This window comes from Gordonia sp. i37, assembly GCF_002043085.1.
Taxonomy (GTDB): domain Bacteria; phylum Actinomycetota; class Actinomycetes; order Mycobacteriales; family Mycobacteriaceae; genus Gordonia; species Gordonia polyisoprenivorans.
The window spans coordinates 1-22,871 of sequence record NZ_MVPX01000256.1; the positions used below are offsets into that span (position 1 = coordinate 1).

The window sequence follows — 22,871 nt, forward strand, 5'->3', positions numbered from 1 at the left end:
GTTCTCGGCCTCCCGGACACAGGCGCCGGCGAGTTCGTGTGCAACCCGGAACGGAACGCCTTGACGCACAAGCCATTCGGCAATATCGGTGGCGAGGGTGAATCCGGCGGGCGCGAGTTCGGCCATCCGCTCCTCGTGGAACCGCAGGGTACCCACGAGCCCGGCGATCGCCGGAAGCAACAACTCGAGCTGGGCGACCGCGTCGAACAGTGGCTCCTTGTCCTCCTGGAGGTCCCGGTTGTATGCCAGCGGTTGGGCTTTGAGGGTGGCCATGAGTCCGGTCAGGTCGCCGATGAGCCGCCCCGCCTTGCCGCGCGCGAGTTCGGCGACATCGGGATTCTTCTTCTGCGGCATGATCGAGCTACCCGTCGACCACGCGTCCGACAGGGTCACATAGCCGAATTCCGGTGTGCTCCAGATGATCACCTCTTCGGACAACCGCGAGAGATCGACCGCGATCATCGCGAAGACGAACGCGGCCTCGGCGGCGAAATCCCTCGCCGACGTCGCGTCGATCGAATTCTCGGCCGGCGCGTCGAAACCCAGTTCGGTGGCGATCGCGCCCGGGTCGAGTCCGAGCGACGACCCGGCGAGGGCGCCGGAACCGTACGGCGACACCGCAGTCCGCCGATCGGCGTCACGAAGGCGATCGATGTCACGGATCAGCGGCTGGGCGTGGGCGAGCAGATGATGCGCGAGCAGGACCGGCTGCGCGGCCTGCAGGTGGGTCTTTCCGGGCATCACCGCATCGGGATGCGCGGCGGCCTGGGTGGTGAGCGCGTCGACCACGTCGAGCACCCCGAGAGCGACCCGACTCATGGCCTCGCGCACCCACATCCGGAACAGGGTGGCCACCTGATCGTTGCGCGACCGGCCCGCTCGCAGCCGTCCGCCCAACTCCGCGCCCACCCGCTCGATCAGTCCACGCTCGAGGGCACCGTGGACGTCCTCGTCCGACGGCGCCGGACCAAAGGTGCCGTCGGCGACGTCGGCGGCCAGACGATCCAGACCGTCGAGCATCGCGGTGAGGTCGTCATCGCCGAGGAGTCCGGCCGCGTTGAGCACCCGCGCATGCGCCTTGGAAGCGCGGATGTCGAAGGGCGCCAGCACCCAGTCGAACTGCGTGGACTTGCTCAGCTCCGCCATTGCCGCGGCCGGGCCGTCGGCGAATCGGCCACCCCAGAGCGAACCCTCGTTGGTGCCGCCGGCCTTCTCACTCACCGATCAGATCCCGGCGCGCCGCGATCTTCGACGACAGACCGTGCAACTCGACGAATCCGCGTGCCGCGGACTGATCGAAGCTGTCACCCTCGTCGTAGGTCGCGAGGTTGAAGTCGTACAGCGATTCGGCGCTGCGCCGACCGTTGACCGCGATGTGTCCGCCGTGCAGTGTCAGGCGGATGTCGCCGGAGACGTGCTCCTGGGTCGACTCGACGAAGGTGTCCAGCGAACGCTTGAGCGGCGAGAACCACAGACCGTCGTAGACGAGTTCGGCCCACTTCTGGTCGGTGCGACGCTTGAACCGTCCGAGCTCACGCTCCAGGGTGACGTGCTCGAGCTCTTCGTGCGCGGTGATGAGCACCATCGCACCCGGGGCCTCGTAGATCTCACGGCTCTTGATGCCCACGAGCCGGTCCTCGACGACGTCGAGCCGTCCGACGCCCTGGGCCCCGGCGCGGCGGTTGAGCTCCTCGATGGCGTCGAGCACGCTCACCGGCCTGCCGTCGATGGCGATCGGGCGGCCCTTGTCGAAGGTGATGATGACCTCGTCGGGCGAGGACCAGTTGAGCGTCGGGTCCTCGGTGTAGGAGTAGACGTCCTTGGTCGGCGCATTCCAGAGGTCCTCGAGGAAGCCGGTCTCGACCGCTCGGCCCCACACGTTCTGGTCGATCGAGAACGGGGATTTCTTGGTGACGTTGATCGGGATCGCGTTCTCCTCGGCGAAGGCGATCGCCTTCTCCCGGGTCCAGGCGTAGTCGCGCACCGGGGCGATGACTTCCAGATCCGGTGCGAGCGAGGCGAATCCGACCTCGAAACGCACCTGGTCGTTGCCCTTGCCGGTGCAGCCGTGGGCTACCACGGTGCCGCCGTGGTCACGCGCCGCGGTCACCAGGTGCTTGGCGATCAGCGGCCGCGACAGCGCCGAGACCAGCGGATAGCGGTCCATGTACAGCGCATTGGAGGTGATCGCCGGCAGACAGTAGTCGTCGGCGAACTCGTTGCGCGCGTCGACGAGTACCGCCTCGACCGCACCGCAGTCGAGGGCTCGCTGACGCACGACCTCCATGTCCTCGCCGCCCTGGCCGAGGTCGAGCGCGACGGCGACGACCTCCTTGCCGGTCTCCCGGCCGATCCAGCTGATGGCGACCGAGGTGTCCAGTCCGCCCGAGTATGCAAGTACGACGCGTTCGGCCATGTCTTCAGTGAACTCCTGTTTCGAATGTGCACATCCATTCTCGGATGCGCGGTTGGCTGGGGGTGATCGGGGTCCGCCGAAGCGGACTCGCGGTGATCAGGGCTGGTTGTCGGGTCCCGTGCGACGTGCGGTTGTCACACGAGACCCTCGATTCGTCGGGCCAGTTCGGCGCCGTCGATCGGGTCACGGGCGCAGACGAAGATGGTGTCGTCGCCGGCGATGGTGCCGACCACATCGGGCAGGCTCGCCCGATCGATCGCGCTCGCGAGGTAGTGCGCCGCTCCCGGCGGTGTCCGCAACACCGCAAGATTGCCACTGGCGTCGGTGGAGACCAGCAATTCCGACAGCAACCGGGAGAGCCGATCGGTCCCGCCGAAGACCCCGCGCACCGGCGACCCGTCCTCGGGCACCACATAGACGCCGACCCCGCCGTCGGCGGCACGCAGTTTCACCGCACCGAGTTCGTCGAGATCGCGGGAGATGGTCGCCTGGGTGGCGTCGATGCCGCGAGCGGAGAGCAGATTCTGCAACTCCGACTGACTGCGCACCTGGTTCTTGGCGAGGATGTCGACGATCAGGGCGTGGCGACCGGCCCTGGTGGAGGCCAGCCGCGTCTCGGGCTGTTCGGGCCTGCTCGACGCCGTCATTGGTGCCCCAGCAACCAGATCAGCAATGCCTTCTGTGCGTGGAGCCGGTTCTCGGCCTCGTCGAACACCACACTCGCCGGACCGTCGATCACCTCGTCGGTGATCTCGTCGCCCCGATGAGCGGGCAGACAGTGCAGCACAACCGCATCCGACGCTGCCCGGGCCAGCAGCTCGGCGTTGATCTGGTACGGCCGGAACGGGGCCTTGCGGTCTTTTCCGTCGTCCTCCTGCCCCATCGAGACCCAGGTGTCGGTGACCAGCACGTCGGCGCCGGTGACCGCGCGCACCGGGTCCTCGATCACCTGGACCGAACCGCCGGTCAGCTGCGCACGTTTCTCGGTGTCGGCGATCACCGTGGGGTCCGGCGAAAAGCCCTCCGGCGCACTGATCGTCACATGCATCCCGGCGGTCACACCGCCGAGCGCCAGCGAATGCGCCATGTTGTTCGCACCATCGCCGAGATAGGTCATCCGCAGGCCCGCGGTGGCTCCCTTGCGTTCGATGATCGTCTGCAGATCGGCGAGGACCTGGCACGGATGGAAGCTGTCGGACAACGCATTGATCACGGGAATCGTTGCGGTCGAGGCCATCTCGTCGAGACGATCTTGACCGAAGGTCCGCCAGACGATCGCGTCGACGAAACGCGACAGCACCCGGCCGGTGTCGGCGAGCGATTCATCACGACCGAGTTGGGTGGTACGCCCATCGACGACGACGGCGTGGCCACCGAGTTGGGCGATGCCCATCTCGAACGAGAACCTGGTGCGCGTCGAGTTCTTGTCGAAGATCACACCGACCCCCCGCGGGCCCTCCAAAGGACGGTGCGCGAACGGGTTGCGCTTGACCTCCGCGGCGAGCGCGAGGACCTCGGCCTGCTCGTCGGGGGTCAGGTCGTCGTCCCGGAGGAAGTGGCGGGTCATGCCTTCTCCTTCGCATCGTGAGCTGCGGCATCGAGGAAACCCGGTAAGGCCGAGACGAATTCGCGACCCTGCTCCTCGGTGAGGATCAGCGGCGGCGCGAGGCGCACGACGTCGGGCGCCGGTGCATTGATGAGAAAACCGCGGCCACGCGCGGCGTTCTCGACGCGCGCGGCGATCGGCTCGGTGAGCGCGATCCCGAGCAGCAGACCGGACCCGCGGACATGGTCGATCAGCGGATGTCCGAGATCCTCGACCCCGGTGGCGATCGCCTTACCCACCGCGGCGACATGGTCGAGCAACCCCTCGTCGTCGATCACCCGCAGCACCGCAAGTGCTGCCGCGGCACTGACCGGATTTCCCCCGAAGGTGGTGCCGTGCTGACCGGGCGTGAACAGGTCGGCGGCGTCGCCGGTGGCGAGGCACGCGCCGATCGGTAGACCGCCCCCGAGCCCCTTGGCCAAGGTCATCACGTCCGGGACGACGCCCACCGCCTGGTGGGCGAAAAAGGTCCCGGTACGCGCGATTCCCGTCTGTACCTCGTCGAGGATCAGCAACGCGCCGTGCTCGGACGTGATCCGCCTGGCGTGCGCGAGATAGTCCGCCGGCGGCACCACCACACCGGACTCGCCCAGGATCGGTTCGAGGATGACCGCAGCCGTTCGTTCCGACACCGCCGACTCGAGCGCCGCCGCGTCGCCATAGGGCACGAAGTCGACACCGGGCGGCATCGGCTCGAAGGGCTCGCGCTTGGCGGGCTGTCCGGTCATGGCCAGCGCGCCCATCGTTCGACCGTGAAATGCCTTGTCGGCAGCGATGATCTGCGGTCGACCGGTACGCCGGGCGAGTTTGAACGCCGCCTCGTTGGCCTCGGTCCCGGAATTGCAGAAGAACACACGGCCGGGCTGCCCGAACTTGTCGAGCAGCCGTTCGGCCAGTTCGACGACGCGCTCGTTGATGTAGAGGTTCGACACATGGCCGAGTGTTCCGAGCTGGTTCGCGACGGCGTCGATGATCGCGGGATGGGCATGTCCGAGCGCGTTCACGGCGATTCCGCCGAGGAGGTCGAGGTAGCGGTTACCGTCGGCATCCCACACGTGCGCACCCGCGCCACGCTCGAGGGTGAGCGCGGGGGTGCCGTAGTTGTTCATCAGCGCGGTCGTCCACCGCTGCTGCCAGGGTGCGGTCATGAGGTCGTGGCCTTCGGATCAGAGGTGTCGGGGTGAGCTCGGGATGCCGGTTCGGTGACCGAACCGGCGCCGGTTCGGTACGGCACGACGGTGGTACCCGCCGAACTCGACGTCAGCAGCTCGGCGAGCACCGCATGCGGCACACGGCCGTCGATCACGTGCGCCGCGCCGACTCCGCCGGTCACCGCCCGCAGGCACGCCTCCATCTTGGGCACCATGCCGGAATCGAGGCGCGGCAACAGCTTCGCGACCTGCTCGACGTCGATCCGCGACACCAACGACCCCCGATCGGGCCAGTCCGTGTACAACCCCTCGACGTCGGTCAGCATCACCAACCGCGACGCACCGAGCGCTTCGGCGAGCGCCCCGGCGGCGGTGTCGGCGTTGATGTTGTGCACGACGCCGTCACGATCCGGGGCAATCGTCGAGACCACCGGGATACGTCCGGCCGCAACGAGATCGAGAACCGCAGAGGTGTTCACCGACGTGATGTCACCGACCAGTCCGATATCGGTGGCCACGCCGTCGACCATCACGGTCCGGCGCGTCGCGGTGAACAGGTGCGCATCCTCACCGGTCAGGCCGACCGCGTACGGACCGTGGGTGTTGATGAGTCCCACCAGTTCTCGTCCGACCTGACCGAACAGCACCATGCGGGCGACGTCCATCACCTCGGGGGTGGTGACGCGGAACCCGCCGCGGAACTCCCCCGACAACCCCAGCCGCTGCAGCATCGCCGAGATCTGCGGACCGCCGCCGTGCACGACGACCGGATGCATTCCGCAGGCACGCAGGAAGACCATGTCCGCGGCGAATGCGCGCTTGAGTTCGTCGTCGACCATCGCGTTGCCGCCGTATTTGACCACCACGGTCGCACCGGCAAGGGACTGCATCGCCGGTAGCGCCTCGGCAAGCACCTGTGCCTTGTCGAGGCCGGCGTCCGTGCGATCGACGCCCCCGGCATTCACGGCCCCGGGATCCACCCCGTCGAGGCTCATGACGAGTACGCCGAGTTCTCTTCGACGTAGGCATGCGACAGGTCGGTGGTGCGGATGGAACCGGACGCCTCGCCGAGTCCCAGCTCGATGCGCACGGCGATGTCGGCGCCCGACAGGTCCACCTCACGCGCACCGGGTGCGCCGGCACCGTCGACGCAGACGGCATTGCCGTTGAACGACACCGAGATCCGGTCGGGGTCGATGGTGACCGGCGCGATCCCCACCGCGGCGAGCACGCGACCCCAGTTCGGATCGGAGCCGAACAGTGCGGTCTTCACCAGCGAGTCGCGGGCCACGGTCCGTGCGATGGTGATCGCGTCGTCCTCGGTCCGCGCACCGGCGACGGTGATGGTGACGCGTTTGGTGACGCCCTCGGCGTCGGCCATCAGCTGGGCGGCCAGATCGTCGCACACCGCCAGCACGGCGGCGTCGAGATCTGCTTGATCGACCGGGATCTGGCTGGCGCCGGAACCGAGCAACAGCACGGTGTCGTTGGTCGAGGTGGCACCGTCGACGTCGAGTCGATCGAAGGTCAGCGCCGTTGCCCGCCGCAGGGCGGTGTCGAGTTGCTCGGCGGACGCGCGAGCGTCGGTGGTCAGCACGCACAGCATGGTGGCCAGTGACGGGGCGAGCATTCCCGCACCCTTGCCCATCCCGCCGACGTTCCATCCCTGCGGGTGGTGCAGCGCAACCTGTTTGGGCACGGTGTCGGTGGTCATGATGGCGTAGGCGGCGTCGGTTCCCCCGGACAGACCGCCCCCCATCTCGTGGACGATCTCGGTGACGCCGGCGAGCACCTTGTCCATCGGCAGACGATCGCCGATCAAGCCGGTGGAGCAGACGGCGACCTCGACGGCACCGGTCTCGGTGCCCCAGTTGCTCAGTGCCTCCGCGACGGCCTCCGCGGTGGTGTGGGTGTCCTGGAATCCGCCGGGTCCGGTGCACGCATTCGCGCCGCCGGAGTTGAGGATCACCGCGCGTAGTCGGCCCGTGGTGAGTACCTGCTGCGACCACAGGACGGGCGCGGCCTTGACCTGGTTGCGGGTGAACACACCGGCTGCGGCGTAGTCGGGGCCCTCGTTGAAGACCAGTGCAAGATCCTCTTTGCCGGATGCCTTGATACCGGCCGCGATCCCGGCAGCCCGAAACCCGAGCGGGGCCGTCACGCCTTGTTCCCGCACCAATCGCGGTGCGTCCAGCGGCGCTCCGCCGGCAATGCGATCGTCGGTGTCGATCCGATCATCCGATGTGGTCACGGTGCCACCCCCACGGTGCTCAAACCCTCGGTCTCGTCCCAGCCCAGCGCCAGATTCATCGACTGCACCGCAGCACCGCCGGTGCCCTTGGTGAGGTTGTCGATAGCGCCGACCGCGACGAGAGTGCCTGCGCGCTCGTCGACGGTCACCGCCAACTGCACCGCATTGGATCCGATCACCGAACCGGTCGTCGGCAGGGACCCGGGCAGCAGAAGGTGCACGAAAGGCTCATCCGCATAAGCCTTTTCATAGACTGCGCGCACATCGTCAGAAGTCGCCGAGGTACGGGCGGTGCAGGTGGCCAGAATGCCCCGTGACATCGGGACCAGAACAGGGGTGAAGGACACGGTCACCGGCATGTCGGCGGCAGCCGAGAGTGCCTGCGCGATCTCCGGGGTGTGCCGGTGCACACCGCCGACGCCGTAGGCCCGTGCCGACCCGATCACCTCGGCGGCCAGCAGGTCGACCTTGGGCGTGCGCCCCGCACCGGAGGTCCCGCTGACGGCGACCACGGTGACCGCCGGTTCGACCAACCCCGCGGCGACCGCCGGCAGCAATGACAGGATCGAGACCGTCGGGTAGCAGCCCGGAACCGCGATACGGCTGGCGCCGGAGAGGATTTCGCGGTTGCCCGGCAGCTCGGGCATGCCGTACGGCCAGGTGCCCGCGTGTTGTCCCCCGTAGTACGCAGTCCAGTCGGCACTGTCACGCAACCGGAAGTCGGCACCGCAGTCGATGATCAACGTCGTGGGCGGAAGGGCATCCGCGATCGCTGCCGACGTCCCGTGGGGCAGGCCGAGGAAGACCACGTCGTGGCCCGCGAGGACCTCCGGTGTCGACTCCTCCAGCACACGATCGCCCAGCGGGAGCAGATGGGGATGAAGGGTGCCAAGCGTGCTGCCGGCGTTGCCACCCGCGGTCAACGCGCCGATCTCCAGCTCACCCGAACGCAGTCGGGGGTGACCGCACAGTAGTCGTAGGATCTCACCGCCCGCATAGCCGCTCGCACCGGCGACCGCCACCTTGATCGTCATGCAATCATTATGCATGGCGGTGCAAATCAATTCACACCGACCCCGGTGGCCTCGCCTCGACCGCGTGGAGACAGGGCTCTCCCTCGATCAGCGCAAACGTGCTCCGAGACGTTCGCTCGCCGTCTCGACCGCGGCGAGCTTGGCACTGCTGGCCTCGTCCTCGGTGAGCGTACGGTCCGCCGCACGGAAGCGCAGCGCAAAAGTCAGCGACTTGTGTCCGTCGCCCACCTGGGCGCCGGTGAACACGTCGAACAGTTCGATCGCCTCGAGGAGATCACCGGCCCCGTCGCGCAACGCCTTCTCGACCTCGGCTGCGGGCACCGAGTCGCCGACCACCACCGCGACGTCCTGCAGGACGGCCGGGAACACACTGATACTCGGCGCCGGCAGGTTCACCGACAACGGCAGCGCATCGATGTCGATCTCCACCGCACACAGCCGTTTGGGGAGCCCGGCGCGTTCGAGGACCGCGGGATGTAGTTCCCCGGCGTATCCGACGGTCGTCCCGTTCACCGTCACTCGAGCGCAGCGGCCGGGATGCCAGGGACGATGATCGTCGGCCGACAATTCCACCGTCACACCGGCGGCGCGGCCGATCGTGCGGGCCGCCTCGAAGGCGTCGAGATGATCCGCCGCGCGCCCCTGGCCCCACGGACCCGCCGGGTCGCGCAGCCCCGTCAGGACCGTGGCCACGTGCAACGGTTGGTGCGGCAGGGAGGCGTCGAGTGCGGCGATCTGCTCGTCGGTCGGGCGCCGGGTCACGTCGAGGGCCCCGACCGGAACGACGTTGTCACCGGCGATGACGACCTGCCCGATGGTGAACAGCGACAGGTCGCGCTGACCACGAGAGATGTTGCGCGCAGCCATTTCCAGCAGGCCGGGCAACAGGGTCGTGTTGAGTTCCGGCCGATCGGACTCCAACGGATTCAGCACCTTCACCGTGCGTCGTCGCTCGTCGTCGGCCGGGAGATCCCACTGGTCGAAGATGCCGGCCGGCATGAACGGGTACGGCAGCACCTCGACGAAGCCGTCGAGGGCGAGTGTCCGCCCGATGCCGCGTCGCCGACGCTGCGCGGGAGTCAGACCAGTCCCCGCGGGCGCGGTGGGCGGGACTGCCGGGATGTCCTCGAGACCCTCGAGCCGCAGCACCTCCTCGACGAGATCGGCGCGCTGACGTAGGTCGGGGCGCCACGACGGGGGGATCACCTCGAGCGGGTCGGTGCCGGTGACGGTGCAGCCGACCTCGGTCAATCGCGCCGCGGTGGTGCCCGGCGCATAGGTCACCCCGGCGGTGCGGTCGGGTTCGTCGGCAGCGATCGAGATCGGCTGCGGCGCATCGACATGCACGCGAAGGTCCGACAGCGGGGAGGCGACCTCACCGCCGGCGAGTTCCACGATGAGCGCCGAACCGCGATCCGAGGCGACCGCGGTGATCTCGGGGTCGACGGTGCGCTCGAACCGTTTGGTGGCCTCCGAGGTCAGCTTGTGGCGCTTGCCGGTCCGGAACACCCGAACCGGATCGAAGGTGGCCGACTCCAGCAGAACCCGGGTGGTCTCCGACCCGACCTCGGTGTCGGCGCCGCCCATCAACCCGGCGAGGGCGATCGGACCGCTGTCGTCGGCGATGACGACATCCTCGGGATCGAGTGTGCGCACCACGCCGTCGAGGGTGGTGAGCTTTTCTCCCGCCGCGGCGTTGCGCACGGTGACGGTTCCGGTGAGCTTGTCGGCGTCGAAGGCGTGCAACGGCTGACCGAGTTCGAGCATCACGTAATTGGTGACATCGACGATCGCCGAGATCGGCCGCACCCCGGCCACCATCAGACGCTTCTGCATCCACCACGGCGAGATGGCGGTCGCGTCGACCCCGGCGATCAGGCGCGCGGTGTAACGGGTGGCGGCGGATCCCGGTTCGATGGCCACCGGCCACGGATCACCGCCGGCGACGATGGCCTCGCCGGGCAGGCCCGGATCGATGAAGGGTACCGAGAAACTGCTTGCGAGTTCACGTCCGAGCCCGCGGACGGAGAAGGCATAGCCACGATCGGGGGTGACGTTGACGTCGATGGCGGTGTCGTCGAGTCCGAGGACCTCACGCGCATCGGCACCCGGCTCGGCGGTGCCCGGTGCGAGCACGAGGATGCCGCTGTGGTCGGTGCCGATCCCCAATTCCGAGACCGAGCAGATCATTCCGTCGGAGATACGCCCGTAGGTCTTGCGCGAGGCGATCTCGAACGGGCCCGGCAACACGGTACCGGGCAATGCCGCCACGATGAGGTCGCCCTCGGCGAAGTTGCGTGCACCGCACACGATTCCACGGGGTTCCGCCTCGCCGACCGCGACGGTGCAGAAGCGGATGGGCTTCTTGAATTCGGTCAGTTCCTCGATCGTCTCCACCCGGCCGATGACCAGGGGGCCGGTGATCGTCGGGAAGACGTCGATGTCCTCGATCTCGAAGCCGACGCGCACGAATCCGGCGTCGATCTCCTCGGCGGTCGCCGACCAGGTCGGGTCGCCGGCTCGCAACACCTCGGTGTACCAGGACTGTGGGGCACGCACGTCAATCAGCTACTTTCGATCGTTTGCGGTGTCGGGTGGCGCGATCAGATCGCAGGGCCGAACGGCAGGGAGAAGCGGACGTCACCCTCGACCATGTCGCGCATGTCGGAGATGTCATTGCGGAACTGCAGGGTGCGTTCCAGACCCATCCCGAAGGCGAATCCGGAATAGACGTCGGGATCGATTCCGCTGGCGCGCAACACATTCGGGTTCACCATGCCGCAACCTCCCCACTCCACCCAGCCCGGGCCGCCCTTCTTGGCGGGGAACCACACGTCGACCTCGGCGGACGGCTCGGTGAACGGGAAGTAGCTTGCTCGCATCCGCGTCGTGGTCTCCGGACCGAACAGTGCCCGCGCGAAGACCTCGAGGGTGCCGCGCAGATTGGCCAGCGTCAGGCCCTTGTCGACGGCGAGACCCTCGATCTGGTGGAACACCGGCGTGTGGGTGGCGTCGAGCTCGTCGGTCCGGAAGGTGCGCCCCGGACATGCGACGTAGATCGGGACGTCGCGGGTGAGCATCGACCGCACCTGAACCGGGGAGGTGTGGGTGCGCAGCACCTGTCGCGACCCCTCGGGCGCGATGTAGAACGTGTCCTGCATCGAGCGAGCGGGGTGATCGGGCAGGAAGTTCAAGGCGTCGAAATTGTGGTGCTCGGTCTCGACCTCCGGACCTTCGGCGATCTCCCAGCCCATCGCGACGAAGACATCGGCGACCTGCTCGGAGATGACCGTGATCGGGTGACGGGCACCGAGGGGGCGTCGACGGCTGGGCAGGGTCACGTCGACCGATTCGGCGACCAGGACGGCAGCATCCCGCTCCGCCTCGAGTTGAGCGGTCCGCGCGTCCAAGGCCGCCGACACCCGACCGCGAACCTCGTTGACGGCCTTGCCCGCCGACGACCGCTGGTCCTTCGGCAGACTGCCGAGCGCGCGCCGGGCCAGTGCGATCGGTGAGCGGTCACCGAGGTGCGCGGTCTTCGCGAGCGCGAGGGCATCGAGATCGCCCGCCGCCTCGAACGCCGACACCGCGGCGGAGGCGGCGGCGTCGAGTTCCGATGGTTCCGGGAACCGCAGGTCCTCGGAACCCTGGTCGGCGGGGCGGTCGGCTGAGCTGGCCACGGGTGGTGATCTCCTCGGTGTCGTCACGTCCGGATTGTCACGTCTGGCGGATCACGCAATGCGCGACGGCGGACATCGACATCCCAGACTAGTCGACCCGGTGTGGACCCAGCGGCGCAGGTCGTTGCGTCCTCACGGGCGCGCGGTCTCACTCCGACGACGCCGACCGACGATGCTGGATGCGAGCCGCCGCATAGAGGCAGATCGCGCTGGCCGCAGCAAGATTGAGGCTTTCGGCGTGGCCGTGGATCGGAATGGCGATGCGGTGGTCGGCGTCGGCGAGCAGGGTGTCGGGCAATCCGTGGGCCTCGTTGCCGAACAGCCAGGCGACCGGTCCGGTGAACACGTCGTCGGCGTCATCGAGGCTCAGTTCGCCGTCGGCCGCGGTGGCCAGGGTGAGGATGCCGCCGGAGCGCAGTGCGCTCAGCGCGGCGGTCGTGTCTGATTCGCGCACCACCGGGATGTGGAAAACACTTCCCGCGCTCGCGCGGACCGCCTTCCCGTTGTGCGGGTCGACGGCGTCACCGAGCAGGACGACCGCATCGGCGCCCATCGCGTCGGCGCATCGGATCAGCGTGCCGACGTTGCCGGGCTCACGCGGCTCGACGGCAACGGCGAGCAACCGGGGCGATCCGGCGAGCACGTCGTCGAGTTCGACGGTCAGGAGATCGCATTCGGCGAACACCCCCGGCGCCGTGGTGGTCTCGGCCAGTTTTGCCGCGGCACGGTCGGACAGCCGGTATACGGGCACGGAGTGTGCTCTCGCCCGATCGAGAAGCTCGCCGAAACGATCCTCGGCGTCGTCGCGGACCAGCACCGAGCGCGCGCGGCCGGTCGCCAACGCGGCGTCGACGGCGTTGGCGCCCTCGACGAGAAACCGCTTCTCGGTGCGGCGTGTGGCAGACCTGTGCAGCTTCGCCAACGACACGACCCGCGACGAGCGTTCCGAGAGAACGTCCGTCACGGGTCGTGTGTTGTCGGTCTGCACCAACTCGAACTACGTGGTGATCAGGCGGCCGGCGCGTTGACGTCGGCGGGCAGCGCCTTGCGCGCGACCTCGACGAGACCGGTGAAGGCCTCGGGGTCGGTGACGGCGATGTCGGCGAGCACCTTGCGGTCGACCTCGACACCCGCGGCCTTGAGGCCCTGGATGAAGCGGTTGTAGGTGATGTCGTTGGCGCGGGCCGCGGCGTTGATGCGCGCGATCCACAGCTTGCGGAACTCACCCTTGCGGGCGCGACGGTCCCGGTAGGCGTAGGTCAGCGAGTGGAGCTGCTGCTCCTTGGCCTTGCGGTACAGGCGCGAACGCTGACCGCGGTATCCCTTGGAGGCCTCCAGGGTCGTCCGACGCTTCTTCTGGGCGTTGACAGCCCTTTTCACGCGTGCCATTTAGTCAATCCTCTTCTCGGTGGTGGTCAGGGCGTCAGCGGTTGAGCAGGCGCTTGATGCGCGGTGCGTCGTTCTCGCTCACAACGGTCGTGCCGTCGAGACGACGGGTCCGACGGGAGGGCTTGTGCTCGAGCAGGTGGCGACGGTTGGCCTTCTGGCGCACGATCTTGCCGCTGCCGGTCACCTTGAAGCGCTTCGCGGTGCCCTTGTGGGTTTTGCTCTTCGGCATGTGTCTTCCTTCGTTTGGGCGAACTCCAGCGGCGCCCGCTCCGGCGGGCGCGCTGGGTTCGCAGTGGTCTGTCCGTGCGTCGACGCCCGGGGCAGTCGACGCCGGTGTCGACTAGCTCGTGGCGTCGGCGCCGTCGTCGCCGGCCTGGCGAGGCGGGCGTTGCGACTGCTGCTGCGCCTTGACGCGGGTCTTCGCACCCTTGTGCGGGGCGAGGACCATCGTCATGTTCCGTCCGTCCTGCTTGGCCGAGGTCTCGATGAAGCCGTAGTCGGCGACATCGTTGCCGAGACGCTGCAGGAGCCGGAATCCGAGCTCGGGTCGCGACTGCTCGCGGCCACGGAACATGATGGTGACCTTCACCTTGGACCCGTCCTTCAAGAACCGGATGACGTGACCCTTCTTGGTCTCGTAATCGTGGTCGTCGATCTTCGGGCGGAGCTTCTGCTCCTTGATGACGGTCATCTGCTGGTTACGACGCGCCTCGCGCTGCTTCTGGGCGGCTTCGTATTTGAACTTGCCGTAGTCCATGATCTTGCACACCGGCGGGCGGGCGTCGGGTGCGACCTCGACCAGATCCAGATCGGCCTCGTAGGCCAGGCGGAGCGCATCTTCAACACGCACGATGCCCACCTGCTCCGAATTCGGTCCGACGAGTCGGACCTCCGGTACGCGGATGCGCTCGTTGATGCGGGTCTCAGTGCTGATGGGGCCTCCTTGATAATTCCGAACAGGTCGGCCGCCGCGATGAGTCGGGCGCAGGAGGAGAAGGCCTCAGCAAAAAAGCCCCGGCGATGATCTCCGAGAGATCGTCGGCAGGGCTCCAACGCCGACCGATCCACTCGAATACGCTGGGCGCATCCAGCCCACGCAGCCATACGGCTGACCTGGGCCTTTGGGACCGGACCGTACAACTGCGCCAATGGCGCGTCGTAGCGGTGGGAGCCTGACTCCACTTGCAACCCCGGCGAACCGGGGCGGTCGTGCTATGGAAGTCTAACAGTCATGACCGGAAACACCTATTCGCCCTCCGCCGACGCCGCAGGTGACGGGCCTGCCGACGGGACGCGAGGTACCGGGCCGACCGAGTCGAACCCTTCCATTGCCGCCGATGACAACATTCGCGACCTGGCCGATATTCCGGCGATCGAGGTCATCACCAAGTCCATCGTGATGCTCATGAGCGCGTCGGCGGAGAAACTGGGACTCGCCGAGGGTGCTTCGGAGTCCGATGTGGACCTCGACGAGGCCCGGCGGCTCATCCACGCACTCGCCGGACTGGTCGACGCTTCACGCGCCGACCTCGGCATCCACGCCGCACCCATCCGCGATGGACTCAAGCAACTGCAACTCGCCTTCCGCGAGGCGAGCGCATACCCGGACGAGCCCGGCGAAGGACCGGGCGAGAAGTACACCGGGCCGGTGCGCGACCGCCGGCGCTGAGACGGCGTCGCGAGGCGTTCCGCTCATCGTGCGCCACCGACCCCCAACCCGGTTGCGCCGACTCACACCGCACTCGTCAGTCCCTGGGGCGCAACGCGATTCGGGTCTGTGAGCCACCGGCCCCGCCGTCGGATTTGACCCTGCGAAGAAAGCGATCGAGGTCCGCAGTTCCCGACACCCGGATGCGCAGCAGGTAGTCGAACAAGCCGGTCACGTGAACGGCGTCGAGCACCGCCGGATCGTGCCCGGCCCAATCCAGGAATCCCTCCGAGTCGACGCCCTCGCGTAACCGGATGTCGACGAAGGCCTCGATCGAGGTGACCGGGACGTCGACATCGGCGGCATCGGCGAGCACCGCTCGATACCCGAGGATCACGCCGTCACCTTCGAGTCGCCTGACGCGGGAAGCCGCAGCGTTTGTACTCAGGCCCACGACTCGACCGATGTGACTGAACGATGCTCGGCCATCGGTGGCAAGAATGCCGAGAATCTGTCTGTCGATGTCGTCCATACAGAAAATTGTGCACTCCGCTGCTCAATCTCTCCTCTGCGTCCGTCCGGCGCCTCAGGGTCAACGGCATGAGGGAGGTGGCGAGTGCGATGGGTATGGGTCTTCTGGCCGGGCTCGGCGTGGCGATGCCACTCGGGGCGATCGGGATTCTGTTGATCCACGAAGGTGTCAGCGCGGGCATTCGCCACGGACTGCCTGCGGCTGCCGGGGTCGCCTCGGTGGACGGTCTCTACGCGCTCGCGTCGGTCGTCGTCGGAAACATCGTGGCACCGGAGGTCCGCCGACTCGGTGCGCTCCCCGAGGTGCTCGGCGGAGTGGTTCTCATCGTCATCGCGGTGGTGGGCATCCGACGTCGATCCCCGACAGCGACGACGGCGTTGCCGAATCGGCGGACCCGAACCGGCGGCCGATTCCTGGTGTTCTTCGGTTTGACCGCGATCAACCCGGCGACTTTCGTCTACTTCTCTGCAGTGGCGGTCTCCACCGGTCCGCTGCCTCCCGTGGCGCGGATCGCATTTGTCGTCGGGGTCATCGCGGCCTCGCTGAGTTGGCAGTCCGGACTGGTGACCGTGGGTGCGCTACTCGGATCCAGAGTGGGTTCTCGACTCCGGCGCGGGCTGACGATCACGGGGTATGTCGTCGTCGGTGTCCTGGGCGCTGCGTTGGCCGTGGCGGGTATGGCTCACCCATGACCGCCGGGCCAAGAGCCCGGCGCAGCATGAAGGTCACACACCACCACCGCGTCCACGGCGGTGCCGGCATCGGCCACGATCTCCCCTGCGGACGAGACAATCGCCGAATGCGCGGCCGGCAGGTCGTAGCCGCCGCCCGTTCTGCCGGCAGCACTCGCCATCGCCACCGGCGACCGACACACCTCGGCGATCCGAGCCGCGCGCCGGCGTTGCTCATTCAGTTCCCACCTGTGGTGGACCACGCCGCAGGCGTACAGATCGATATCGAGCGCAGCCGTGTCGGCCACGTGCGCTGCCACCCCGGTGTCGCGGCAGATACCGAGCCCGATCGACCATCCCTGCACCGTGATGGCACAGGGCCCCGGCCCGGCCGCGAAGTGCGGACTCTCGTCCGCACCGGGGAAGCACTTCCGATAGACCGCCGATGTCGTCGTCGAATCGACGCGGAGGACAGCAATGTAACGTTGCCCGTTCTCGCTGATCGGCGCGCCGATCAGCGCCGTGCACCCGCTGTCGTGGCAGGCGTCGGCGATCACCCCGAGTTCGGTCGCGTCGACGGCGACATCGCGTGCGTCGAGGTGATACCCGGTGAGAGACAGTTCGGGAAAAACGATCAGGTCGGCGCCGGCACGCCGGATCAGACCGGCGTGGCGACGCGCGCTATCCCTCAGTGACGAACCGTCACCCGGCTGCGCCACCGCTACCCGCAGAACCGAGCCGTCGACCGCCATCTTCTCAGTGTGAGGCGCTCGGTACCTGTCCGCACACCGTCTCCGGTCCCGGTTCGTTCGTCACCGCTCGGCAAGCGCATACAGCCGTCCCCGGGCGCGCATAGGGTGGAGGTCATGACGGAATCTGGCGAGTCGGCATCCTCCCCCACCGGGCCCGGTGGACCCGAGGACGAGATCATCGACGCCGAGGTGGTCGTACCACCCACGACGCCCGGACAGTTCGCCGGCACGCCGTCGATCCCGGACCCCGACTACACCGAATCCGGTGTTCCCACATTCGATTTCGTGCGCGACAAGATCGAGAATCGGATCGCGACGGCGATCGGGTCACAAGAGCTGGCCGAAGGGACCCCCGAAGGTCAGCAGGTGGACGAGATGATGCGCAAGCGCGATGAGGCCGCGAAGAAACGACTCGAGGAGATCCGGAAGTCGATGGGTGGGTGACGCGATGGCACCTCCACTCCAAGCGGTGATGCGAGAGATGTTCACGCGAATGGTGGAGGCCAAGAACATCTCGATGGTGGATAAGTACTACGACCGAGATTTCATCCTCGTCACCAATGGCCAGACGCAGGACTACGACGCCTTCCACGCCGGCCATGCGCGCGTCTATTCGACGCCCATCACCTACTCGGTGCGTTACGACGACGAGGCATGGGTCGAGGATTCCGATCGCCTCGCAGGGCGACTCTGGATCACGACGAAACGTCCCGACGAGGCTGCCACCGACATCGAAGTGATGTTCGTCGCGACGTTCCGAGGTCGACGCATCCACCGCCTGTGGGAGTTGACCTGGCCGAACTGGAGCTCGATGAAAGCCTTCGACAACTACGACGACTGACCGCTACGAGCGCCGTCGGCGGATACGTGAGCGCTGTCGGCGAACTGAAGGGCGCCGTCAGCCGGCTGAGGCGACCCGCTCGTCGTCGAGGATCTCGGCGAGGAACTTGCCGGTGTGGCTCTCCGGGGTGTCGGCGATCTCCTCCGGAGTGCCCTCCGCGACGACCAGGCCGCCCCCGGTTCCACCCTCGGGCCCCATGTCGATCACCCAGTCGGCGGTCTTGATCACGTCGAGATTGTGCTCGATGACGATCACGGTGTTGCCCTTGTCGACCAGTCCGTTGATCACCGCGAGCAGTTTCTTGATGTCCTCGAAGTGCAGGCCGGTGGTCGGCTCGTCGAGGATGTAGACGGTGCGTCCCGACGACCGTTTCTGGAGTTCGGCGGAGAGCTTCACGCGTTGCGCCTCACCGCCGGACAAGGTCGGCGCCGGCTGCCCGAGCCGGACGTAACCGAGCCCGACCTCGACCAGTGTCTTGAGGTAGCGGTGAATCGAGGTCACCGGCTCGAAGAACTCGGCGGCCTCCTCGATCGGCATGTCGAGAACCTCCGAGATGGTCTTGCCCTTGTAGTGGACCTCGAGAGTTTCGCGGTTGTACCGCGCCCCGTGGCACACCTCGCATGGCACGTAGACATCGGGCAGGAAGTTCATCTCGATCTTGATCGTGCCCTCACCGGTGCACGCCTCGCACCGGCCGCCCTTGACGTTGAACGAGAACCGACCCGGCTGATAGCCGCGCACCTTGGCCTCGGTGGTGGCTGCGAACAGGGTTCGGATCTTGTCGAAGACGCCGGTGTAGGTCGCCGGGTTGGAACGCGGGGTGCGTCCGATCGGCGACTGGTCCACCTGAACGAGCTTGTCGAGGTTTCCCAACCCGTTGACCCGCGTGTGCCGGCCCGGGACCTGTCGAGCGCCGTTGAGCTTGTTGGCGAGGACCGTGGCGAGTATGTCGTTGACCAGGGTCGATTTCCCCGATCCGGACACTCCCGTCACGGCGGTGAGCACACCGAGCGGGAACGTCACATCGATGCCCCGCAGATTGTGTTCGCGCGCCCCGACAACCGTGATGTGCCGGTTCTTGGTGATCGGCCGTCGGATCGCCGGCACCGGAAGGGTGTCTCGACCCGCAAGATAGTTGCCCGTCAACGACTTCCGATTCTTGAGCAGTTCCTTGTAGCTGCCCGAGTGCACGACCTCACCACCGTGTTCACCGGCCCGGGGGCCGATGTCGACGATCCAATCGGCCGCGCGGATGGTGTCCTCGTCGTGTTCGACGACGATCAGCGTGTTGCCGAGATCGCGCAAGCGGGTCAGCGTGTCGATGAGTCGTCGGTTGTCGCGCTGGTGCAGCCCGATCGACGGCTCGTCGAGGACGTAGAGCACCCCGGCCAGCCCTGCACCGATCTGGGTGGCAAGGCGGATGCGTTGTGCTTCGCCACCGGACAACGACCCGGCCGCGCGTTCGAGCGACAGGTACTCCAGGCCCACGTCGAGCAGGAACCGGATGCGAGCCTGTACTTCTTTCAGAACGCGGCCGGCGATCGCCTTCTGCCGGGCATCGAGGGACAGACCGTCGAGGTACGTCGCACATTCGGAGATCGAGAGTTCGCAGACCTGCGCGATCGATCGGGGCCCGTCGGTCGGATGGTCGAGGGTCACCGACAGGATCTCCGGTCGCAGGCGGGCCCCACCACACGCGGGGCACGGCACGTCGCGCATGTACCCCTCGTAACGCTCCTTCATCTGCTCGGACTCGGTCTGATCCATCCGCCTGCTGAGGAAGGCCATCACGCCCTCGAACTCGGTGTAGTACGAGCGGGTGCGGCCGTATCGGTTGCGGAACTTGACGTGAACCTGATGGTCACTGCCGTTGAGCAGCGCGTTGCGTGCCTTGGCGGGCAACTTCTTCCACGGGGTGTCGACGTCGAAACCCATCTGGTCGGCCAGGCCGCCCATCAGTCGCAGGAAGTAGTCCGCATTGTGTCCCGACGACCACGGCGCGATCGCGCCGTCCGACAAGGCGAGATCGGGGTCGGGCACGACGAGATCCTCGTCGATCTCCTTGCGGACGCCGAGACCGTCGCATTCGGGACATGCTCCGTACGGGGAGTTGAACGAGAACGATCGGGGCTCGAGATCGTCGATCGCGATGGGGTGCCCATTCGGGCAGGCCATCCGCTCGGAGAAGCGTCGCTCGCGGTGCGGATCGTCGGCGTCGAGGTCGACGAAGTCGAGCACCACGATGCCGTCGGCCAGGCGCAGCGCCGTCTCCACCGAGTCGGTCAATCGCTGCTTGGCATTGCTCTTGACCACCAGGCGGTCCACGACGACCTCGATGTCGTGCTTCTCCTGCTTCTTGAGTTTCGGCGGCTCCGCCAATGGATGGACCTTGCCGTCGATCCGCGCACGGGAGAAGCCCTGCGTCTGGAGTTCGGCGAACAGATCCACGAACTCGCCCTTGCGGGTACGGACGACCGGCGCCAAGACCTGGAAGCGGGTGCCCTCCCCCATCTCGAGAACCTGGTCGACGATCTGCTGGGGTGTCTGTTTGGCGATCTCCGCGCCGCACACCGGGCAGTGCGCCTTGCCGGCGCGCGCGTAGAGCAGTCGCAGGTAGTCGTATACCTCGGTGATCGTGCCGACCGTCGACCGCGGATTGCGGTTGGTCGACTTCTGGTCGATCGAGACCGCCGGGGACAAGCCTTCGATGAAGTCGACGTCGGGTTTGTCCATCTGGCCCAGGAACTGACGCGCATATGCCGAGAGCGACTCGACGTAGCGGCGCTGGCCCTCGGCGAAGATCGTGTCGAAGGCCAGCGAGGACTTCCCCGACCCGGACAGACCGGTGAAGACGATCAGACTGTCACGCGGCAGGTCCACGTCGATTCCGCGCAGGTTGTGCTCACGGGCTCCGCGGACGATCAGGCGATCAACCACTGCATTCCTATCTCAAGAACTCGAATGTCCGGGCGCATGGCGCCCCGCGCGCATGACCGTAGCGGGAGCCACCGACAAATTCCGGGGAGAGTGGGTCGTACGCACCGGACAGGCTTTCCGGCACGCCACGGATCCACGATACGCGGGGCGCGTGAATGTCTAGGGTTGGGTGTTATGACCTCGAACGATCTGGCGATCTCCGACGACTACACCGGCGACCTGTCCGAGAGTGGCCCCCAACGCCGCACGCTGTCCCACGCGACCATCACCAAGATGTCCGTCGGCCCGATGGACAACAACACCTACATCATCACCTCGACATCCTCCGGTGAGCAGTTGATCATCGATGCCGCCAACGACGGCGACGACATCCTCGCCGTCCTGCGCGAACTCGGCGGCTCCCCCACCCTGATCTTCACCACCCACCAACATTTCGACCACTGGCAGGCTCTCGAGCAGGTCGCCACCGCCACCGGTGCACCGACCGCTGCCGGCCGCATCGATGCCGACGAATTGCCGGTCCGTCCGGACACGCTGGTCGACGATGGCGACCAGCTCACCGTCGGCGACCTCACGTTCACGGCGATCCATCTCGTCGGCCACACCCCGGGCTCCATTGCGCTCGCCTTCACCGATCCCGCCGACGGCGTCGTGCACCTCCTCACCGGCGATTCGCTGTTCCCCGGTGGAGTCGGGAAGACCTGGCAACCGGGTGATTTCGACACCCTCATCGACGACGTCTCGACCAAGGTCTTCGATCGTTTCCCCGATTCCACCGTCGTCTATCCCGGGCACGGGAAGGACACCACGTTGGGCGCCGAGCGACCTGCGCTGCCCGAGTGGCGCGAGCGGGGCTGGTAACTGTTCCTTGCGCAATCCCCGGCGCGCTGCCCACGACGGGTAGCCTCGATGAGGCGCCATATCGACCGAGCTGATTCGAGAACACGGGTCGGCCACCGTCGGGCGTCCGGCTCCGCACGCAGACCGAACGAAGGGCAGTGTCACTGATGATTCTTCGCCGTATCGCCCGTCCCATGCTCGCCACCGTGTTCATCGCGTCGGGTGTCGACGCGTTGCGCAAGCCGACCGGCCGCGCCGAGATGGCGGGTGATTTCATCGAGAGTTCCTTGAATGCCCTGCCCGAGAACGTTTCCGCCGCTGTCCCCCACGACCCCGAGTTGCTGGTGCGGATCAACGGCGCCGTGCAGGTCGGTGGCGGATTGTTGCTCGCGACGGGCAAGTTCCCGCGAATCGCCGCACTCGGTCTGGCCGGGTCGCTGGTACCGACCACCTTTGCCGGCCATCCCTTCTGGCAGGAGACCGATCCGGCCAAGCGCAACCTCCAGCGCACACAGTTCCTCAAGAACGTCAGCCTCGCCGGTGGACTGCTGATCGCCGCAGCGGACACCGAGGGCAAGCCCTCGCTCGCGTGGCGCGGAAAGCGCAAGGCCAGTGCCGCGACCGCCGCGGTCACCGCGGCCCTGCCGGTCGGCGCGAAGGCCGGCTCCTCAGCGTGGGATTCGATCGTCGAACGCACCCATGAGGGTGCATCGGTCCTCGGCGAGAAGTCCGAGGAGGCCGCCGAACTGCTCCGCGACCGCGCCCCCGAACTCGCCGAAGCCGCACGCGAACGCTCCACCGAATGGGCCGACAAGGTCCGCGACCGCGCCCCCGAACTCGCCGAAGCCGCACGCGAACGCTCCACCGAATGGGCCGAGAAGATCGGCGACCGTTCCGCCGAGGTCGCCGAGCTCATCGGTGACCGCGCACCGGAGTTGGCGGATTCGGCCAAGTCGCTGGCCGCGACCGCACAGGACAAGGCGGAGGCCGGCCGTCGCCGCTGGCGAAAGGCCGTGTCCTGACCCTGCCGCCCCGGCATCGATCCCCCACCGTCACGGGGAGCCTCGATCCTCATCTGTACCCCTGGTGCGACGAGCTCGTCGTCCCGACGTCGTCGGTATGT

The 22,871-nt window shown here is 67.3% G+C and carries 23 protein-coding genes and 1 pseudogene; 6 read left to right on the forward strand and 18 right to left on the reverse strand.

The genetic code is table 11. The features are described 5' to 3' along the window. The 14 genes from argH to infC all read right to left on the reverse strand — a co-directional run. On the reverse strand, positions 1-1,221 hold a 1,221-nt coding region (gene argH / locus B1964_RS12010; RefSeq protein WP_079929898.1), incomplete at its 3' end, for an argininosuccinate lyase. After that, positions 1,214-2,416, reverse strand: a complete 1,203-nt coding sequence (locus tag B1964_RS12015; RefSeq protein ID WP_014360210.1) for an argininosuccinate synthase — start codon at positions 2,414-2,416, stop codon at positions 1,214-1,216. The genes argH and B1964_RS12015, both read right to left, overlap by 8 nt. Before the next feature lie 134 nt (positions 2,417-2,550). Beyond that, complete coding sequence (locus B1964_RS12020) at positions 2,551-3,063, reverse strand: arginine repressor (RefSeq protein ID WP_014360211.1); 513 nt, start codon at positions 3,061-3,063, stop codon at positions 2,551-2,553. Next, positions 3,060-3,983, reverse strand: coding sequence for an ornithine carbamoyltransferase (argF, locus tag B1964_RS12025; protein ID WP_079929899.1), 924 nt, complete (start codon positions 3,981-3,983; stop codon positions 3,060-3,062). The genes B1964_RS12020 and argF overlap by 4 nt, the downstream gene beginning before the upstream one ends. Continuing rightward, on the reverse strand, positions 3,980-5,170 hold the full coding sequence (locus B1964_RS12030; RefSeq protein ID WP_079929900.1) for an acetylornithine transaminase: 1,191 nt from the start codon (positions 5,168-5,170) through the stop codon (positions 3,980-3,982). Before B1964_RS12030 ends, argF begins: the two co-directional genes overlap by 4 nt. Then, on the reverse strand, positions 5,167-6,168 hold the full coding sequence (gene argB, locus B1964_RS12035) for an acetylglutamate kinase (protein ID WP_079929901.1): 1,002 nt from the start codon (positions 6,166-6,168) through the stop codon (positions 5,167-5,169). The genes B1964_RS12030 and argB overlap by 4 nt, the downstream gene beginning before the upstream one ends. Then, a complete protein-coding gene (argJ, locus tag B1964_RS12040) occupies positions 6,165-7,424 on the reverse strand; it encodes a bifunctional glutamate N-acetyltransferase/amino-acid acetyltransferase ArgJ (protein ID WP_006371193.1) in 1,260 nt (419 codons plus the stop codon). Before argJ ends, argB begins: the two co-directional genes overlap by 4 nt. Continuing rightward, positions 7,421-8,458 carry an N-acetyl-gamma-glutamyl-phosphate reductase gene (argC, locus tag B1964_RS12045; protein WP_079929902.1) on the reverse strand — a complete coding sequence of 346 codons (1,038 nt, stop codon included), beginning with the start codon at positions 8,456-8,458 and terminating at the stop codon, positions 7,421-7,423. The genes argJ and argC overlap by 4 nt, the downstream gene beginning before the upstream one ends. A gap of 87 nt (positions 8,459-8,545) precedes the next feature. Further along, positions 8,546-11,017 (reverse strand): phenylalanine--tRNA ligase subunit beta, encoded by a 2,472-nt coding sequence (pheT, locus tag B1964_RS12050; RefSeq protein ID WP_079929903.1) that lies wholly within the window; start codon positions 11,015-11,017, stop codon positions 8,546-8,548. Positions 11,018-11,061: 44 nt separating this feature from the next. Beyond that, a complete protein-coding gene (pheS, locus tag B1964_RS12055) occupies positions 11,062-12,138 on the reverse strand; it encodes a phenylalanine--tRNA ligase subunit alpha (protein WP_006371196.1) in 1,077 nt (358 codons plus the stop codon). A gap of 148 nt (positions 12,139-12,286) precedes the next feature. Then, on the reverse strand, positions 12,287-13,102 hold the full coding sequence (locus B1964_RS12060) for an RNA methyltransferase (RefSeq protein ID WP_216354238.1): 816 nt from the start codon (positions 13,100-13,102) through the stop codon (positions 12,287-12,289). A gap of 44 nt (positions 13,103-13,146) precedes the next feature. Further along, on the reverse strand, positions 13,147-13,527 hold the full coding sequence (rplT, locus tag B1964_RS12065; protein WP_006371198.1) for a 50S ribosomal protein L20: 381 nt from the start codon (positions 13,525-13,527) through the stop codon (positions 13,147-13,149). Positions 13,528-13,561: 34 nt separating this feature from the next. Further along, positions 13,562-13,756: a 50S ribosomal protein L35 gene (rpmI, locus tag B1964_RS12070; protein ID WP_006371199.1), complete on the reverse strand. Its 195-nt coding sequence runs from the start codon at positions 13,754-13,756 to the stop codon at positions 13,562-13,564. 111 nt (positions 13,757-13,867) lie between these two features. Further along, positions 13,868-14,515 (reverse strand): translation initiation factor IF-3, encoded by a 648-nt coding sequence (infC, locus tag B1964_RS12075; protein WP_079929905.1) that lies wholly within the window; start codon positions 14,513-14,515, stop codon positions 13,868-13,870. A 243-nt stretch (positions 14,516-14,758) separates the two neighbouring features. Here infC and B1964_RS12080 point away from each other — a divergent pair, with 243 nt between their 5' ends. After that, entirely contained in the window at positions 14,759-15,196 is a 438-nt protein-coding gene (locus B1964_RS12080; RefSeq protein WP_079929906.1) for a DUF1844 domain-containing protein, read from the forward strand. A 76-nt stretch (positions 15,197-15,272) separates the two neighbouring features. On the opposite strand, the gene B1964_RS12085 is transcribed toward B1964_RS12080, so the two are convergent. Both B1964_RS12085 and B1964_RS31420 read right to left on the reverse strand, forming a co-directional pair. Continuing rightward, positions 15,273-15,572 carry an Lrp/AsnC ligand binding domain-containing protein gene (locus B1964_RS12085; RefSeq protein WP_253193971.1) on the reverse strand — a complete coding sequence of 100 codons (300 nt, stop codon included), beginning with the start codon at positions 15,570-15,572 and terminating at the stop codon, positions 15,273-15,275. Positions 15,573-15,578: 6 nt separating this feature from the next. Further along, a pseudogene (locus B1964_RS31420) lies at positions 15,579-15,707 on the reverse strand (AsnC family protein); the annotation flags it as partial. A gap of 89 nt (positions 15,708-15,796) precedes the next feature. On the opposite strand from B1964_RS31420, the gene B1964_RS12090 reads away from it, so the two are divergent. Further along, the gene (locus B1964_RS12090; protein ID WP_253193969.1) at positions 15,797-16,399 is read left to right on the forward strand and encodes a LysE family transporter; all 603 of its coding nucleotides are present in this window, start codon (positions 15,797-15,799) and stop codon (positions 16,397-16,399) included. Here B1964_RS12090 and B1964_RS12095 read toward each other — a convergent pair. Continuing rightward, on the reverse strand, positions 16,390-17,130 hold the full coding sequence (locus B1964_RS12095; RefSeq protein WP_253193970.1) for a carbon-nitrogen hydrolase family protein: 741 nt from the start codon (positions 17,128-17,130) through the stop codon (positions 16,390-16,392). The genes B1964_RS12090 and B1964_RS12095 overlap by 10 nt on opposite strands. Positions 17,131-17,244: 114 nt before the next feature. On the opposite strand from B1964_RS12095, the gene B1964_RS12100 reads away from it, so the two are divergent. Together B1964_RS12100 and B1964_RS12105 are read left to right on the forward strand one after the other, a co-directional pair. Then, positions 17,245-17,574 carry a hypothetical protein gene (locus tag B1964_RS12100; protein ID WP_026920068.1) on the forward strand — a complete coding sequence of 110 codons (330 nt, stop codon included), beginning with the start codon at positions 17,245-17,247 and terminating at the stop codon, positions 17,572-17,574. 4 nt (positions 17,575-17,578) lie between these two features. Further along, entirely contained in the window at positions 17,579-17,971 is a 393-nt protein-coding gene (locus tag B1964_RS12105) for a nuclear transport factor 2 family protein (protein ID WP_172398823.1), read from the forward strand. A gap of 57 nt (positions 17,972-18,028) precedes the next feature. On the opposite strand, the gene uvrA is transcribed toward B1964_RS12105, so the two are convergent. Continuing rightward, on the reverse strand, positions 18,029-20,908 hold the full coding sequence (gene uvrA / locus B1964_RS12110) for an excinuclease ABC subunit UvrA (protein ID WP_079929910.1): 2,880 nt from the start codon (positions 20,906-20,908) through the stop codon (positions 18,029-18,031). A gap of 174 nt (positions 20,909-21,082) precedes the next feature. On the opposite strand from uvrA, the gene B1964_RS12115 reads away from it, so the two are divergent. After that, on the forward strand, positions 21,083-21,769 hold the full coding sequence (locus B1964_RS12115; protein WP_079929911.1) for an MBL fold metallo-hydrolase: 687 nt from the start codon (positions 21,083-21,085) through the stop codon (positions 21,767-21,769). A gap of 146 nt (positions 21,770-21,915) precedes the next feature. Further along, positions 21,916-22,770: a DoxX family protein gene (locus B1964_RS12120; RefSeq protein WP_079929915.1), complete on the forward strand. Its 855-nt coding sequence runs from the start codon at positions 21,916-21,918 to the stop codon at positions 22,768-22,770. Positions 22,771-22,871: the final 101 nt, after the last annotated feature.

Excerpts from the sequence above, each read along its gene's own strand:
- B1964_RS12015 (WP_014360210.1), bottom strand. The coding sequence starts at position 2,416 with ATGGCCGAACGCGTCGTACTTGCATACTCGGGCGGACTGGACACCTCG.
- B1964_RS12020 (WP_014360211.1), bottom strand. The coding sequence starts at position 3,063 with ATGACGGCGTCGAGCAGGCCCGAACAGCCCGAGACGCGGCTGGCCTCC.
- argF (WP_079929899.1), bottom strand. The coding sequence starts at position 3,983 with ATGACCCGCCACTTCCTCCGGGACGACGACCTGACCCCCGACGAGCAG.
- B1964_RS12030 (WP_079929900.1), bottom strand. The coding sequence starts at position 5,170 with ATGACCGCACCCTGGCAGCAGCGGTGGACGACCGCGCTGATGAACAAC.
- argB (WP_079929901.1), bottom strand. The coding sequence starts at position 6,168 with ATGAGCCTCGACGGGGTGGATCCCGGGGCCGTGAATGCCGGGGGCGTC.
- argC (WP_079929902.1), bottom strand. The coding sequence starts at position 8,458 with ATGACGATCAAGGTGGCGGTCGCCGGTGCGAGCGGCTATGCGGGCGGT.
- rplT (WP_006371198.1), bottom strand. The coding sequence starts at position 13,527 with ATGGCACGCGTGAAAAGGGCTGTCAACGCCCAGAAGAAGCGTCGGACG.
- rpmI (WP_006371199.1), bottom strand. The coding sequence starts at position 13,756 with ATGCCGAAGAGCAAAACCCACAAGGGCACCGCGAAGCGCTTCAAGGTG.
- B1964_RS12080 (WP_079929906.1), top strand. The coding sequence starts at position 14,759 with ATGACCGGAAACACCTATTCGCCCTCCGCCGACGCCGCAGGTGACGGG.
- B1964_RS12090 (WP_253193969.1), top strand. The coding sequence starts at position 15,797 with ATGGGTATGGGTCTTCTGGCCGGGCTCGGCGTGGCGATGCCACTCGGG.
- B1964_RS12095 (WP_253193970.1), bottom strand. The coding sequence starts at position 17,130 with ATGGCGGTCGACGGCTCGGTTCTGCGGGTAGCGGTGGCGCAGCCGGGT.
- B1964_RS12100 (WP_026920068.1), top strand. The coding sequence starts at position 17,245 with ATGACGGAATCTGGCGAGTCGGCATCCTCCCCCACCGGGCCCGGTGGA.
- B1964_RS12105 (WP_172398823.1), top strand. The coding sequence starts at position 17,579 with ATGGCACCTCCACTCCAAGCGGTGATGCGAGAGATGTTCACGCGAATG.
- B1964_RS12115 (WP_079929911.1), top strand. The coding sequence starts at position 21,083 with ATGACCTCGAACGATCTGGCGATCTCCGACGACTACACCGGCGACCTG.
- B1964_RS12120 (WP_079929915.1), top strand. The coding sequence starts at position 21,916 with ATGATTCTTCGCCGTATCGCCCGTCCCATGCTCGCCACCGTGTTCATC.